Raw genomic sequence first — 16573 nt, 5'->3', positions numbered from 1 at the left:
GATAGCGGCTGTTGGTTTTATTGATCAATGATGAACCCACTCATCCTAGAAATGAGATGTAACCCTGCAAGATGATTAAGTTCACTATGTCGATAAAAAATGCGCCGACAATTGGCACCACCATAAAGGCTTGTGGTGAAGGGCCAAAGCGTTTTACGACCGATCCCATATTCATCACTGCCGTTGGTGTGGCCCCTAAGCCAAAACCACAATGCCCCGCAGAAATTACCGCTGCATCATAATTGGCCCCCATGACTTTAAACGTCACAAAGTAACAAAAAATACCCAATACAACGGATTGAATCGCAAGGATCACCAGAAATGGTAATGCCAAGTCAAAAATGTTCCACAATTTCAGGCTCATCAGAGCCATGGCGAGAAACAGTGACAACGAAACCGTCCCTAAGATATCGACCGTCTCAGCATCAACCTTACGCAGCTTCGTAACTTCCAACAGGTTGGTAATGAATACCCCAATAAACAAGGCATATACAAAATCTGGGATCATCAGCCAGCGGATTTCGAAGGTTTTAACCCAAGCTTCAAGGTACTTCGCCCCCGTAACGCATATGAGCAAGATAAATAGAATTTCAATCACCTTCTTCGCAGTGACTTTATCTTCTTCATATTCGTTATACGTAACCAGCTCAGGGAAGCGAGAATGCGTTTGCGTACCACGTCCGTATTCAGACTCAATACTGTGTTTATCAATTAATTTCTGTGCTACGGGGCTGCCAATGATGCCGCCGATGATCAAACCGAACGTTGCTGAAGCCATAGCGATCTCTAACGTATTGGTTAAACCATAATTCTCTGCAAAAGTATTTGCCCACGCGGCTCCCGTACCATGACCACCCGATAACGTGATTGAGCCGGCAATCAAACCCAACAGAGGATCTAGCCCCAGACTAGCCGCCAGAGAAACCCCAACGCCGTTTTGAATGATGATGAATACCGATGCTACTGCCAAGAACAGGAACACTTTTGCACCACCTTTCATCAGTTGGGTATAGTTCGCCGCTAACCCTACCGTGCTAAAAAACATCAACATAAAGACGTTTTGTAACGGCAGAGAGAATTCCATATCAATACCTTGAAAATGCAATCCCGTGATCACACAGGCAACCACTAATCCACCGACAATCGGTTCCGGTATGTTGAATTTAGTCAAAATGGGAAGTTTGGCATTAATAAAGTGACCTAGAAAAAGGACACTGATAGCAATCAGGAAAGACTCTAATGCTCCAATAGAAATGATTTGATTCATAGTACCTCTTATTTTTCAGGCTCATCTCTCCTTGATAAGCGGGCGCCTCAACCAATCTTGGCGACGCCAAAACAAACATCACTCCAGTGCGATAGTTATCCTCTAATAAACGGCCAAATGGCCACGTAAAGCAATGAAATTAAACGAACCGTTTACCATTTAATGCTAATAATCAGCAAAAAATGAGTGGAAATGGTGGTGGATCATACCTAAAAGACAAAAAAATAGCCAATCGCAAGAATCGCGATTGGCTTATATATGGTGTGAACAATAACATTCACTAACAACGTCAGTTGGCTAGGTGACCCTCGGCTTAACAAGGGTCATGTAAACTAATGCACGATACGTGCCAACTTATTAAGCCCTGATTTTTGTGATGCTTTGCCATAAAAACCTCGATTAACTCCCTTAATGTTGCAATTTGCAATTTGCAATTTGCAACAAGCCGCAATATGAATATGAACCTTATTGTTGAGCATATTGGCTAACGAGCATGAATATCATACAAAAGTATCGATTCAGAACAGTGTAAGCACGTTACGCAGCGCTAGGCTGCAAGTTAAAATAGAACAGGTATAATGGCAGCCTTAATCAATTGGCAGGAAAAACAATGAACTACTTAAGCACCTACTTAAAAGGGCTAGCGATGGGCGCCGCCGATGTCGTCCCTGGTGTATCAGGCGGTACTATCGCCTTTATCACGGGCATTTACGATACTCTGCTTGAAAGCATTCGCCGCATTAACCCAAGCTTACTCTCTGTATGGAAGGAGCAAGGCTTCGCTGGGGTATTTCGCCATATTAATGGTCTGTTTTTGATCACGCTATTTGGTGGGATTTTCACCAGCATTGCCACCCTAGCCAAGCTCATCTCATGGCTGTTGGTCACTCACCCTATCCCTATTTGGTCATTTTTCTTTGGTCTTATTATGGTTTCTGTATGGCACATGCTGCGCCAAATCGAGCAGAAAACCGTCTATCGTCTGCTGTGGCTTATCGCCGGAGCCATCTTGGCTTACGGCATTACCGTGCTTAAACCATTACACCTTGAACCCACTTACCTCAATATTCTGCTCTCAGGTGCCATTGCGATCTGTGCGATGATCCTGCCTGGTATTTCGGGCAGTTTTATTTTGCTGTTGATTGGGATGTATGCACCGGTATTAGGCGCAGTCAAAACCTTCCAGGTTGATATTCTGCTGCTTTTCTTAACGGGATGTATCGTAGGGCTGCTGAGCTTCTCACATGTGTTGTCATGGCTTTTAAGACGCTACCGAGACATCACTTTAACCTTCCTAACCGGACTCATGCTCGGTACTTTACCGAAAATCTGGCCTTGGAAAGAGACGCTTTCTTGGCGTGTCAACTCTAGTGGCGAACAAGTTCCTCTGCTGCAACGCAACCTTTCTCCCTTTGAATTTGAAGCCCTCACTTCGCAACCTTCACAGTGGATTTTAGCGATTGTACTCATGCTCGCGGCCTTCGCTCTTGTACTAGGTTTAGAGAAGTACGCAGAAAAATAACTCTTTCGCAAAAGTGGTCAAGGCGATGCGTATCGCCTTGATTTTTCTAAGATCTCCAGCACATTTCCTTCGCATTCACGCTCCGAATCATTGGTGAACATGCTAACATCCCACCTCTCACAGCTCCATGGAATAATGACATGATGAATACTCTAAAAGGGATTGCCATCATACTGGCGCTCAGCGCAGGTTTCTTCGCCAATGATTTGCTCACTTGGCTACAACAGCCGAAACGCGATCTTAGCAACTACTGTGTTTTATCTAAGAGCGGTTGTGAACAAGCGGGGATCACCATGACCCTAGCGCAAGATAAAGCCCATCCCTTAATAGCCAATCGGCTCACCGTACACTGGCCCAATACCAATGCACCGCATCTTATCCTGACGTTAGAAGGTCTTGAGATGAACATGGGCAGCGCGAAATTTTCGTTATCCCCTTCCGGTGAAGGTGTCTACACTGCTGACATCATTTTACCTGTGTGTACTTCAGACGCGATGACTTGGGTAGGTGAGCTCAGTGATGGTACACAAGCCGTATACCCTGCAATTAGGATGGAAAGATGAGTAAAAACTGGTCTCTAATTTTAGTCGTGGCTTTCACACTCGGTTTTGGTGTGAAAGCTTACCTTGATAGCCAACAAAAACTGACGAATACAACACCTACATCGCTGGCATTATTTGGACAAAACCAGCAACCCGTTCAACTGTTCGACCAAACCGATCCACGAATTCGAATTGTCTATTTTGGTTTTACGCGCTGCCCCGATGTTTGTCCAACCTCTTTAGCTATGCTCTCAGCAGCCTTAAATCAGGTGGATGACAAAGCTAAATCACAACTTCGCCCAATGTTTATTTCTCTCGATCCAGAGAGAGATGATGCCAAGCTTGCCGCACAATATGCCCACTATTTCCATCCAATGATCGAAGGGGCTTCTGGTACCTTAGAAACCACGCAACAGCTTGCTAAAAAATATGGTGTGATTTTTCGAAAAACCGAACTCCCCAATTCAGAGTTAAAATACACCTTGGATCACAGCTCTTATTTCTATTTTTTACAACCAGATGGCACATTGATCGATAAAGTGCCGCATACCCAAGACCCAGCACCAATCGTGGAAGCCATACAAAAAATCGTAAATTCAAAAGGATAATTTGATGAAACTAAAAACTTTACTTCTTTCTAGCCTACTACTCAGCAGCTCCGCGTTTGCAAAATCGGACATCATGATCCATGCGCCTTATGCTCGCGCTACCCCACCTGCAGCGGTTAATAGTGCTTTGTTTGCTGAAGTGATGAACCGCAGCGATTTGGATCGCTATATTGTTTCAGCAAGTACGGATGTCGCTGGAAAAGTGGAACTGCATGATGTCATTAAAGAAGGTGATGTGATGAAAATGCGCCAAGTGGAAGAATTGGTTGTTCCTGCCAAAGGCACCTTAGTTTTGCAACCTGGCAGCTTCCACATCATGTTACTGGAACTGAAAAAACCACTACAAGAAGGCGAAAGCATTGAGGTGGAATTCACTTTCAAAAATGGTGAGAAACAAACCGTCACCGCACCGGTGAAAAAAGTGATGTCCGGCATGGCTCAGCACGGATCACATTAATCCTCACCAGTCTAGGTTTAGCCTGTCTGACGCTATGCTTGGAAAAGAGACTCAACAGGGTGATTCATTCACCCTGTTTTACTATCCGTTATGGAACGATTCTCAACAAAACGTTCGTTTATTGTTCCAAACATTGTGTTTGAGATGGTTTTTCTCAACATTCGGCAACAAATTCATCACTTCATCTCAAAATCGACAACTTATCACGCCTATTATCAATTATCGGTAGACACATTATCTTGTGCGGTTAATATTGGAGACCTTCAGGATTAATGACTGAAGCTACAATAATTCAAATCTTTTATGATTCGCAGGGATAATTATGCAAAACAACTCATTTATAGCCAGTTTTGCGCGTGGAAATCTGGTATTACAAATTTTAGCTGGCATCCTATTAGGTGCTGCTCTAGCTACTTTTTCACCAGATTACGCCCAAAAAGTGGGATTACTTGGTAATTTATTCGTTGGTGCACTGAAAGCCGTTGCGCCTGTCCTCGTGTTTATTTTGGTAGCGTCTTCCATCGCTAATCAGAAGAAAAATAAACACACTTACATGCGTCCGATCGTTGTGCTATACCTATTTGGCACCTTTTCAGCAGCACTGACCGCCGTTGTCCTGAGCTTTCTTTTCCCAACGACCTTGGTCTTAGCCAGCGGTGCAGAAGGCGCAACACCACCACAAGGTATTGCCGAAGTGCTTAATACTCTGTTGTTTAAACTGGTGGATAACCCAATCAATGCGCTGATGAATGCTAACTACATTGGTATTTTGGCTTGGGGTGTAGGTTTAGGTTTAGCGCTGCACCATGCATCTGCCACCACAAAAGCGGTTTTTGAAGATCTCAGCCACGGCATTTCACAGATTGTTCGCTTTATCATTCGCCTCGCCCCACTAGGTATTTTTGGTTTAGTAGCGTCAACTTTCGCAACGACAGGGTTTGGTGCTCTAGCTGGTTATGCTCAACTACTCGCCGTTTTACTTGGCGCAATGGCCTTTATTGCTCTCGTGGTGAACCCACTGATTGTTTACTACAAAATTCGTCGCAACCCTTTTCCTCTGGTACTTCAATGCCTACGCGAAAGCGGTGTAACCGCATTTTTCACGCGCTCCAGTGCCGCCAACATCCCTGTCAACATGGCGTTGTGTGAAAAACTCAAATTGGATGAAGATACTTACTCGGTTTCTATCCCACTAGGCGCTACCATCAACATGGCGGGCGCTGCAATCACGATCACTGTGCTCACCTTGGCTGCTGTACACACTATGGGCATTGAAGTGGATCTAATGACAGCACTACTGCTGAGTGTGGTCGCTGCAGTTTCTGCTTGTGGGGCATCCGGTGTGGCGGGTGGCTCACTACTGCTGATCCCACTTGCGTGTGGTTTGTTTGGTATTTCTAACGATGTCGCAATGCAAGTCGTTGCTGTTGGTTTCATCATTGGTGTGATTCAAGATTCGGCAGAAACCGCATTGAACAGCTCAACAGATGTCATCTTCACTGCAGCGGTGTGCCAATCTGCCCATGCTGAACAACTGCAATCTGAAAAGCTTGAGCAAGCGTAAATCTTCTTGCTTTATTCTCAGCATGTCCAAGACGCTCTTTAGAGCGTCTTTTTTATTAAAAAAACCAATAGCAACAATAAGTTAAAACTATAATGCTTGTGATTTCAATTTCTCAAATATGCAACCATGTTCATTTTTGCATTTGATAATTTGACCTTACTTCATGATATAAAACAATTGCAAAATTAACATTTAATTAACACAAGAACTATTGAACAATGACTCCGTCAAACGACGCAAGGAGTCTACAATGCAAGTACGCACAATAACGAAAACCTTTCTCGCCACCTCAATCAGCACTGTCTTACTGAGCGGATGTTATTGGGATGACCCTCAATGGGTTGCCAATAAAGTCAGCCAATCCATCAGTCGCAGCGATGTGGTGGACCATCTGCAAACTCTGGAAGGAATTGCTTCACCAACCCAGGATGCGGCCTCCATCACTCGTGCAGCCGGCTCTGCCGGTTATCAAGAGTCGGTCGATTACATTATCGAGACGATGAAAGAATTAGGCTACGAAGTCACCACTCAAGAATTTGATTTTCGCTCTTGGGCTGAGCTTAGCGGCACAAAACTGAATGTCGCTGGAGTCGATCTCATCAGTTCGAAACAAGCACCAGAAGGCAGTGAAGGTGAATTTTCGGTTCTCTCTTATGCAGGCAGCTCAAATGGAGAATTAACTGGAGAATTAGTCTTCATTACTCCGGATTTTGACTTTGCCTCCCCCAACTACGATGGTAGTGACGGTTGTGAAGAGGGAGATTTTTCAGGTATTGATCTTCAAGGAAAAATTGCCGTCATCCAACGTGGTGCCTGTGGTTTTAGCGATAAGGTTGTCAATGCTCAAAAAGCAGGAGCAAAAGCCGTGATCGTATTCAACCAAGGAAATAGTGCAGGTCGTACGGGCCTATTCAATGGTACGTTGAGCAACACCAGCACAGCCACCATTCCAGCCTTCGGTGTGCCTTTCCAACTGGGTAAAGATTGGTTCGATGCCGCTCAATCGACTGCGATTCCCGTGGCTCTAACACTCAACGTTGAAGACAAGATGATTGTGACTCAAAACGTGTTAGCTGAGACTCGCAAAGGTAACCCTGATCAAGTTGTCATGCTTGGCGCTCACTTGGACTCAGTACCTGAAGGTCCTGGGATTAATGATAACGGTTCCGGTACGGCAGGCTTGTTGGAATACGCAGAAAAGCTAGCCAAACTTAAAGTACCATTGAAGAACAAGGTTCGTTTTGCTTGGTGGGCAGCGGAAGAAGCAGGGTTAGTCGGTTCAAATTACTATACAAAAGAGCTTTTCGAGCCTCTCTACCAACAAGCTCAACAGCAAATTATGGATGAGCTAGGCATTAGTGATCCTGCACAGCTGACAGAAGAACAGAAAAATCTTGTTGAGGCCCGTTATACTCAACTCAACAAAATCAAACTTTACCTTAACTTCGATATGATTGGCTCACCCAACTACATTTTTGGAGTGATGGATGGCGACCTGTCGGATACCAAAAGCAACTCGGATAACGCCTACACCGGTGATTTCACACCGCCATTTGGAACCTCAGATATCGAACTTCGTTTCAATGAGTTTTTCTCTGACAAAGGCGAAGGAACGGTGCCACAAGCACTTTCTAAACGTTCCGACTACGCAGGTTTTGCTGATTGGGGGGTTGCATTTGGCGGACTCTTCACTGGGGCTGATAGAACCAAAACGGCTCAAGAAGTCGCACAATTTGGCGGTGAGATTGATGTCGCTTATGACCATTGCTACCACCAAGCTTGTGATGACCTCAACAACATCAGCCAAAAAGCGCTATACATCAATACTCAAGCTTTGGCCTATGTCACCACTTACTATGCCATGAGCAAGACCTTATTCCCAGCAGACGTGAATACTCAGCCGAAAACAATGGCCAAGCATAGCCTTCGACTCCAACCTGTTGAGAAACACCGTATTGGTACGATACTGAAAGCGGCGTACAGTGAATCGGATCACGGCCACTTCCATGGGGATTTTGACCAAGAAAAATTCTAGTTTTACTGCGGTCATCAGCTCGGTCAACCACAATAAAAAAATGGGCGTAATGCCCATTTTTTATACCAGATGCATACGCCGTAACCACGGTTGGAAACGAGGGTGTTGCAATGGATACTGCTGCGGAACCAATAAATACAGTCCCCCCACCAACAGTCCTGCACCGAAAAGATCTACCGGATGATGCATACCAAGCCACAATCGGCTGTAAGCCACACTCAGCGCCCAAATGAGAAGCGCCCCAAGACTCAAGTAGCATTTCTTCTCAATAAGCAAGCTACCGAAGTAGAGCAAACAGAGCACAGCGAATACCGTGTGCCCAGAAGGGAAAGAGTAATCCGTTTCACCCTGCCAATGTACGATTCTCCATGGGCTGACTTTCGATTCCATCGCCACTAATAAAGCTTCTTGTTTGGGTTCAGAGAGCTTATAAAAATGCTCGCCATTGGGTAATAACAGAGATTGAGCCATCAATTCAGTGTAAGGTCTTGGCTCTTGAGTCACGGCTTTCAATCCCGTCTTCATCACCATGGCTAACCCTAGTAAAAGAACTAATTGAATAGCTTTATTCAACCATTGTTGGCGTGGTATTTGGCAGCGCCATCCAACCCAGAGCGACAAAAAGAACAAAGAAAATAGGAAACCTTCTTTACCCGCAGATTGCGTCAGATACATCATGGTTTTCCCCACTGACTCATTGACAGGTTTGAAAAAATCCAGTTGTAAGGACACTACAGCGAGTGGAACCAACAGAAGGGTAAACGTCAGCAGTAATACCAAGGCACGCTTACAGCTCTTAATGCGCGTTTTCATAACCATACTCCAACCCAACACAGGAGCAACATTGTAAAAAAACGATCTAAAGAAATGCCAATATCATGTCAATTTGCCGGCAAAAAATGCGCCGTTTCCCATCATAAGCATCGAAAATAAATTAATGCTTATTTAACAATGATGTAGCGCTTAATTCACATCCTTAAGTTGTATTAAAAAAAATCTATAGCCTATATTTTGGTTTAGGTACCCGATAAGGAGAACGACCATGGTGAAGAATGCTCTGCTTAATCGTTTGAATGAACTCCCTAGACTTTCTAAAGTTATGCAAGAATTGTTGGAAATGGCAAACCAACCGAATGTGGATTTTCACAAACTGAGTAAAAAAATTACCTTAGACCAGATATTAACCGCACGTTTACTGCGTATGGCGAATTCAGCCTATTTTGGGGGCAATGGACATATCGCGACCGTCAATGATGCCATCATCCGTGTCGGTATTGAATCCGTTCGCACCTTGATTGTTGCGTCTGTACTCTCCAGCGCCTTTCCGAAAATTGACACCCTCAATTTGAATGAATACTGGATTAATACTTTTGAAACCGCACTCATTGCGAGCAAAATCGCTGAGCAAGTCGGTTTAGATAAATCGGAAACCTTCACTACAGGTGTATTGCACAATATTGGTGAACTGATGATTCACACGTTAATGCCAAGTGAAGCAAAATTGATTGAACAGAAAATTGCCCAAGGAGTCGATCCGATCACCGCTCAAGAAGAGATCTTAGGGATTTCAGCTCCGCGAATTGGTGCCATGCTTGCCAAAGAATGGAAATTCCCATCGGAAATGATTGATGCGATTAAACACTTTGATGAACCTCGCGAAGCCGAAATTTCACCTAAATTGGCGGTAGCAATTCATTTTGCCCGAGACATCAACCGCTACTGGGATAGCTTTGAACAGACTAAAGACAAATCCGTGTATCTCGCCGATCACCCAGATTCACGCTTACTCAATATCTCTGCGACTTTCCAATCCGCGATTGATGGAGTCCGCGGAAATGGTAAAGAAATTGCGACACAAATGATGGCCGCCTAAAAAAACAATCCCAGGAAGAAGCGTTTCTTCCTGGGATTATACTGATCCAATGATTCGATTATGCGCCGATCACTCCATCATCTTCACGAGTGATCATCATCACTGTGGAGCGAGGTTTGCTGTTTCCGCCATAAGGGAAATGAGAAGGAGCGCCCTCTTCACCAGGATGTTGAACCCCAACAAACATAGTTTTATGATCAGGGCTAAAAGTTAAGCCTGTAATTTCACACGCAATTGGCCCAGTCAAAAAACGTTTTACCTCTCCGGTGATCGGATCGCCACACAGCATCTGATTATTACCTTGACCAGCAAAGTCACCTTGGTTGGAATAATTACCATCGGTCAGGATCCACAAGCGACCAGCATCATCAAAACCTAAACCATCTGGACTGTTGAACATATTGTCTGCCGAGATATTCTCACTTCCCGCATACAACGTGCCTTTATGTACAGTCGGATTACCTGCAATCAAATAGAGATCCCAAGCAAATACAGCATTGGTATGATCCCCCTGCGCAGGCATCCAACGTACAATTTGGCCATAATTATTCTTTTCACGAGGGTTAGGTCCCCCCACCGGTTGACCTTCTTTACCACGGTTTTTATTGTTAGTCAGAGTGCAAAAAACATGCTTTTTATCAGGATGTACCGCCACCCACTCTGGGCGATCCATCGTTGTTGCCCCAACCAGAGTAGCGGCACGGCGCGCAAAAATCAGCACTTCTGCCTGATCTTTAAAACCATTTTCTGGAGTCAGACCGTTTTTACCAAAACTTAATTCAATCCAACGCCCGCTGCCTTTCAGTTCCTTATCCTTGATATCGAACTTCGCAACATAAAGAGTGCCCTCTTCAAGCAACTTGCGGTTCTGTTCATCATCACCCTCTCGGTAACGATTTTTTGAAACGAACTTATATAAGTGCTCGCCGCGTTCATCATCTCCGAGGTAAACCACTACATGGCCATCGCTGTTAACCACTAATGCCGCATTTTCATGTTTAAAACGCCCAAGAGCGGTACGTTTCAGTGGCGTTGAATTTGGGTTATGTGGATCAATTTCTACCACCCAACCAAAACGGTTTGGCTCATTCGGATTCTTTGTCACATCAAAACGTGAATCGTGTTTATGCCATTGATAATCACTAGGAGCCGCGGCAATACCGTAACGCTTTTGATCAGCGTTTACACTGCCTTCCTGATCCGCACCAAAGAAATCATCAAAATTTTCTTCACAGGTCAGATACGTTCCCCAAGGGGTTTGGCCATTCGCGCAATTATTAAACGTCCCAAGTACTTTTAAGCCGCTCGGGTCATCAGCTGTTTTCAACAGATCGTGTCCTGCTGCAGGCCCAGTCATCATCATAGGAGTGTAAGCAGTAATTCGACGGTTACGCTCACCTTGGCGATCCACCATCCATTGACCATTCTTACGAACCACTTCAACCACAGTGACACCCACTGCCGCTTGCGCTTTACGCACATCATCAGCCGTCATTGCTTTGCCTTGATGATCAAACAGATATTCGTAGTTGGTGTATTCATTATTGATGGCTAACACACCACGATCCTCACTGATCGAGAAGAAACTCATCCCGTCTGTGTTATCGCCAAATTGCAACTCTTGTGCTTTAGAATCTTGCTTGCCGCTTTGGTCAAATTCCGGAGCCTTGGCAAAAATTGGATCCCCCCAAGACATAAGTGGCGTTGCTTTATAACCTTTCGGAACCATTACCGCATCTTCGGTTGATAAAGGGATCGGAGTGAAGTTGAGCAGGGTGGATTGAGCTGGTGCGGCTACCGCACTCGCTACGGGATTTAGAGCTAAAAAAGCTCCTGTACTCATTGCAGCACTACCCGCTAAAAAATGACGTCTTGAGAGTTGTGCTTCAATCATTTCACTAAATTGGGAATCTTGCTCATCACGCTTCCACATTGGGGGCTCCTTGACTTTATGGTTTTATCCTGAGAATCAGGTTAAGTAAATGTTGCGCAAGCGTAGCGGAGCAAGATGACTTATCGGTGAAATTTATGTTGCTAATCGATGACAATTGGCGAAATAAACCAAAGGCTTAACGTATTGCTTATACAAAGCAAATTGAAAAATAAGTGTAGTCAAAAAAGCCATAGCAATTGCCATGGCTTCAGGAAGAGAATGTCATGAGTTAGGCTTATGCGGCATGTACTAAGTGCGGAGCCAAACTCATCAGTTCATCGACAATTTCTTTAGTCTGTTTGGAGTAAATCAGCTTATCTTTTGCACCGACTAACTGAATGTAACGCAGCTTACCCGAAAGCACGATTTGACGAAGGACACGCAATACGACTTGATTATCAAGCACTTTATGTGCCTCCAGTCCATTGCTTGGCACTAAAGAAGCAAGGTCAATATTCAGCACCAGTTGTTCACAATGTTCAATGTATCCACTGAGTTGGGTTTTAAGTTGAGCGCGATTGAGAAAACCACACTCTTCATGGCTAACCCAGTCACAACCTAAATCTTCGGCGTACTCCAAAGTTTGAGTATTAATATGTTCAGCATCAATGCCAATGCAAAACAGTTTCGCTTGTGAAAAGCGCGATAATGCAAAATGAAAAGCACTGCCTACTTGCAGGTCTAGGCTCGATTTCAGCTCAAAACCATGTCCGATATGCACAATGCCAAAACTCGGATTGTCTTGTGCAAGTACAGGCAAACTGTGCAACAACACCTCATGGCAGTTGCTAAAAGCAACAGGGAGCACTCCCATTGTCGTGGACTGATTCAGTGCTTGTTGAAAGGCGGTGTGATGTTGCCCTTCAAGAAGGTAGTGATTGGCATCTACGGTTTTCCAACCCGATTGCTGCTGATACAACCAGTCAGACGCCACATCCAAACTCTGCTGAGCAAACTCAAACTCTACCAACGACATCGGCTTTACGCGCTGACACACGGTCATAAAGCCAAACGTTGACGTTGGATGACTGGATGTACGATGTAAACGGTAGCGTTTGAATAAGCTAAGCATGATCATTTACCTTTCTGGTGGCAACGCCCGTGCGGCTTGCAGTACGTGTAAAATTATTCGTTGTTTGTTGCTCTCGACACGATGAGCAGGAGCCATCACCGAGATTGCACCAATCAACTTACTCCCTTTCATCACCGGAGCACTGATCCCGGAAACTCCGGGATCAATTTCAGAGGTACTCACGGCATAGCCATGACGACGTATTTTTTCAAACTCACTCTGCCATTTGTCTAGCGTCGGATCCTCACCAAAATAACGTAAGATCTTCTCGCAACGTGCGGCAGGCATATACGCCAACATCACTTTAGATGAGGCACCTCGAAGCAGGGGTTGACTTTGACCCTGGACGAAGCTGCATCGAAGCGCCTGCATACTTTCTTTTTGGCTAACGCATAAAGCTCGGTAACCAACAGGTACCATATAGGCGGCCATTTCCCCAGTCTGTTTTTGTAAACGGCTCAATACCGCTTCCACTGCATCAAGGTTGTGTGGGCTTGTTTCGTAGCTTCTCATCAACAGCAAGGCTGCTGGACCGATGATCAAGGTTTTGTCGTATGGACTTTCTTCTATCAAGTTCCACTCTTTGAGTAGTTTCAAATGTCGGTAAAGACTACTCAGAGGAACTTGCAGTTGTTCACTTAATCCTTTCGCAGATACAGGCTCTGGGTTTACTGCCACTTGCATCAGCAATTGCAGTGATTTTTCATTAACTTGGTTTGCTGAAATCTTTGTTTCGTTCATGTGTGCTTTTTAGCCTTTAATGATGGGCACCTCAAATCTTGATTCTTGTATATCGAGAAATAGAGAGGAATTAAAGAATTGCATTCCCAATAAGTGAGAATGAATGGAAAATTGAATAAATTAACCAATAAAAGTACATCTGTTCAGCCCACATGAAAGGGCCATTAGGCTTTCCAAACCAAAGTTCACTAAAGCTGAATTCGCTCTGTCAGCTTGTAATAGAGGTTGTTGGTTTATTGAGGGATGATTGGATAAATACGTGATAGGCGACAGCCAGAACACGAAAGAAAGAGGCTCTGTAAATTCAGAGCCTCTCTTATTATTTGAGAAACGTTATTTCACTGAGGCAAGCTCAAAGGAAGCCGATCAGTTGGTAGTACAGTTTGCTGCGCCGAGATCTTTCCAAACGCCCCATTCACCTGTTTTGCTTGGATCTTCGCCGCGTGTCCACCATTTGGCTTCCCACACTTTGCCAGCCCAAGTCACTTGTTGGCCACCATTGTAGATTGCTTCTGCACTCCACAAGTTAGTACAGGTAGTACCATCGACCTTTTTCTCAACCAATACTGATACTGATGCTTTGCTGGTTGCTTTACCATCGCTCACCGTCACGGTGAAGTTCAACGTGGTATCTTGCGTGTATTCAGGAGCAACAAAGGTCACTTTTGCCCCTTGAGCCGTTGCCGCTAAACCAACAGGCAGATCCCACGTAAAACTCAGTACGTCTTGGTCTGCATCACTAGACGCAGAGGCATCAACCACTACGGTTTGACCCGCTTTCACTGACGTTGGTGCAGAAACCGCAGCAACAGGCGCAGTGTTAGTCGGCGTGGTTGATTTTGGATTGACCGTCACCACCACAGTATCGGTTGCTGTGGCCCCTTTGTTATCTGTCACTGTCAGTTTAAACGTAAAGGTTTGCTTGGTTGCTACCTCAACAGCATTAAAGCTAGCTTTTGCCGTATTCGCTCCTGCTAAGGTAACGGCGGTTCCAGCCGTTTGTTCCCACAAGTAGCTAGTGATAGTACCATCACTGTCTTTTGAAGCACTGCCATCTAAAGACACCGCAACTGGGCCAGTTACCGCCATATCCGCACCAGCATTCGCCACTGGAGCTTTGTTTGCAGGAGGGGGAGGAGTTCCACCCGCTAAACCTTCATGCATCGCATTGAGGATATCGCCGTTGTCTGCATCAATTTCCCATGAGAACAGACCAGCCAAGCCTAAATTACGTACATAAGCACCTTTCGCTTTGATCGAACGATCATCATCAAAAGTGACTAGCTGACCAGTAGTACGGTTCCATACCCAAGGCGCTTCTGCTTGCTCATCGTAGCCGTATTCAAAGCCATTCACGCCCGTTTTATTGGCGCCAAGCATGTAAGTTTTGATCCCTTTGTAATCAATAACGCCTGCTTCCCAAACACCTTGTGTACTGGTGCCTTTCAGCTTGCCATTACCAACACCCGTCATCGGATCGTTAGGATCTTTCAATGAAGAAGGGGTTACGCCCTCCCAACCACGGCCATACATAGCTGCACCCACCACGAGTTTGCTTGGCGGAACACCTTGAGCCAGCAGCAGCTGGATACCGTTATCGGTCGTGTAAGCAGGGCCTTTGTACGGTTCGCCGTTTTCATCAACGCCTTTGCCATCACATTGGCCAGGGCGCATGAATGAGCCGCAGTACAGCGCAGTTTGATGTCCTAATACGTTGTTCCAACCGCCGTAGAAGTCATAAGTCATCGCGAAGATGTAATCCATGTATTGAACCGCTTGGCCATAGTTCACATCTTCAATCTTGTCGTGACCAACACCGATAGCCGAAGTCAGTTCATACTTACGACCCGTTTCCGCTTCAAGCTCATCGAGCATAGCGCGCAACTCAGCCATTAATGCAACATAGGCAGGGCCATCTTTCACAGGATCACCCAAGTTAGCCGCTTGACCACCACCGCCAGGGAATTCCCAATCAATATCTACACCATCGTAGAATTTCCACGTTTTCAGGAAACGTTTCACAGAAGCGACAAATACGTCACGCTTCGCTTTGTCGGTAAAGCTGAAGAAAGGATCTGAAAGTGTCCAGCCACCAATTGAGGGAATGATTTTCAGATCTGGGTACGTTTTTTTCAGTGCCATCAGCATGGCATAGTTGCCCTTGATCGGTGAGCTGTACTGGTGCCCCGCTTGTGGAAAGCTCTTTTGATACGCCGCCCAAGGATCATGGATGACCACTTCAAAATCAGGAACCCCCTGACAAGCGGTTTGCAATGCATTAAAGCTATTACCACCCACTGATTTCAGAGATTCGTTAGGACCACAAATTGGAATGAAACCATAAAGAATATGAGTTAGGTTTTTTCCTGGGATATTATCAACCGTATATTTACGATCATAAATTCCCCACTCAACAAAGTAAGTCCCCACCACCGTATTTTGTGGTGTGTTGTATGACTTATTGTTCGGGTCAATATTCATGGTTAATGGCTTGAGATGTGAGCCATCAGTATCTGCAATCGTGATTTCAGTTGCTGCACTCTTAGTACAGCCTGTTGCATCACACGCTTCAATCACCAATTGGTAAACGCCGCCCTTAGGATAAGTAAACTTGGCGGTAGTCTGGCTACCGCTGATTGGGCCAGTCGCTACTTCAGCGCCATCAAAATAGATTTTATAAGTGTTGCCCGTCACACCGCTCCACTGGTTGAACTTGAGAGTGATCGGTGCTTGGTCATGGTATTTAACCATCTGGTTGTAACCCGCGGTGCTTTCCATCGCGAGTTCAATTTTCGAAAATTGCAGATTATTCGACCCATACACGTCAACACTAGGAGCCGAAGGTGCTGCCATCGCAGTGCTAGCAAGAGCACAGGCGATACTGGCGGCGCACAGAGTAATTCGATTCATAAGTTATATCTCTCTTCCTTTGATGTTTCTTTTTTATCAATGACTGCCA

13 protein-coding genes are annotated in these 16573 nt (G+C 45.1%); 7 read left to right on the top strand and 6 right to left on the bottom strand.

All coding sequences use genetic code 11. The features are described 5' to 3' along the window. Positions 1-40: 40 nt before the first annotated feature. Complete coding sequence (gene gltS, locus VOA_RS08825; RefSeq protein ID WP_001071812.1) at positions 41-1267, bottom strand: sodium/glutamate symporter; 1227 nt, start codon at positions 1265-1267, stop codon at positions 41-43. A 610-nt stretch (positions 1268-1877) separates the two neighbouring features. Here gltS and VOA_RS08830 point away from each other — a divergent pair. The 6 genes from VOA_RS08830 (at position 1878) to VOA_RS08855 (ending at position 7995) form a co-directional block, all read left to right on the top strand. Continuing rightward, complete coding sequence (locus tag VOA_RS08830) at positions 1878-2789, top strand: DUF368 domain-containing protein (protein ID WP_001108570.1); 912 nt, start codon at positions 1878-1880, stop codon at positions 2787-2789. Between the two features lie 143 nt (positions 2790-2932). Further along, a complete protein-coding gene (locus tag VOA_RS08835; RefSeq protein WP_198006582.1) occupies positions 2933-3352 on the top strand; it encodes a hypothetical protein in 420 nt (139 codons plus the stop codon). Next, a complete protein-coding gene (locus VOA_RS08840) occupies positions 3349-3939 on the top strand; it encodes an SCO family protein (protein ID WP_000042318.1) in 591 nt (196 codons plus the stop codon). The genes VOA_RS08835 and VOA_RS08840 overlap by 4 nt, the downstream gene beginning before the upstream one ends. Before the next feature lie 4 nt (positions 3940-3943). Beyond that, positions 3944-4396: a copper chaperone PCu(A)C gene (locus tag VOA_RS08845; RefSeq protein ID WP_000769855.1), complete on the top strand. Its 453-nt coding sequence runs from the start codon at positions 3944-3946 to the stop codon at positions 4394-4396. 322 nt (positions 4397-4718) lie between these two features. Beyond that, positions 4719-5960 carry a serine/threonine transporter SstT gene (gene sstT / locus VOA_RS08850; RefSeq protein ID WP_001180727.1) on the top strand — a complete coding sequence of 414 codons (1242 nt, stop codon included), beginning with the start codon at positions 4719-4721 and terminating at the stop codon, positions 5958-5960. 250 nt (positions 5961-6210) lie between these two features. Further along, positions 6211-7995, top strand: a complete 1785-nt coding sequence (locus VOA_RS08855; RefSeq protein ID WP_001198094.1) for a M28 family metallopeptidase — start codon at positions 6211-6213, stop codon at positions 7993-7995. A gap of 60 nt (positions 7996-8055) precedes the next feature. On the opposite strand, the gene VOA_RS08860 is transcribed toward VOA_RS08855, so the two are convergent. Further along, positions 8056-8808, bottom strand: coding sequence for a phosphatase PAP2 family protein (locus tag VOA_RS08860; protein ID WP_000857419.1), 753 nt, complete (start codon positions 8806-8808; stop codon positions 8056-8058). 229 nt (positions 8809-9037) lie between these two features. Here VOA_RS08860 and VOA_RS08865 point away from each other — a divergent pair, with 229 nt between their 5' ends. Then, complete coding sequence (locus tag VOA_RS08865) at positions 9038-9868, top strand: HDOD domain-containing protein (protein ID WP_000240306.1); 831 nt, start codon at positions 9038-9040, stop codon at positions 9866-9868. Between the two features lie 58 nt (positions 9869-9926). Here the strand turns inward: VOA_RS08865 and VOA_RS08870 are convergent, their stop codons facing one another. From VOA_RS08870 to VOA_RS08885, 4 genes are all read right to left on the bottom strand, one after another. Continuing rightward, positions 9927-11801: a PhoX family protein gene (locus VOA_RS08870; protein WP_000265847.1), complete on the bottom strand. Its 1875-nt coding sequence runs from the start codon at positions 11799-11801 to the stop codon at positions 9927-9929. A 235-nt stretch (positions 11802-12036) separates the two neighbouring features. Beyond that, positions 12037-12873 (bottom strand): arginase family protein, encoded by an 837-nt coding sequence (locus tag VOA_RS08875; protein WP_009355939.1) that lies wholly within the window; start codon positions 12871-12873, stop codon positions 12037-12039. 6 nt (positions 12874-12879) lie between these two features. Further along, a complete protein-coding gene (locus VOA_RS08880) occupies positions 12880-13614 on the bottom strand; it encodes an IclR family transcriptional regulator (RefSeq protein WP_001006059.1) in 735 nt (244 codons plus the stop codon). A 366-nt stretch (positions 13615-13980) separates the two neighbouring features. Then, a complete protein-coding gene (locus VOA_RS08885) occupies positions 13981-16524 on the bottom strand; it encodes a glycosyl hydrolase family 18 protein (RefSeq protein ID WP_001080022.1) in 2544 nt (847 codons plus the stop codon). Between the last annotated feature and the right edge of the window lie 49 nt (positions 16525-16573).

It is taken from the genome of Vibrio sp. RC586, assembly GCF_000176715.1.
Taxonomy (GTDB): Bacteria; Pseudomonadota; Gammaproteobacteria; order Enterobacterales; family Vibrionaceae; genus Vibrio.
This window is presented reverse-complemented; position numbering and strand designations above follow the sequence as displayed.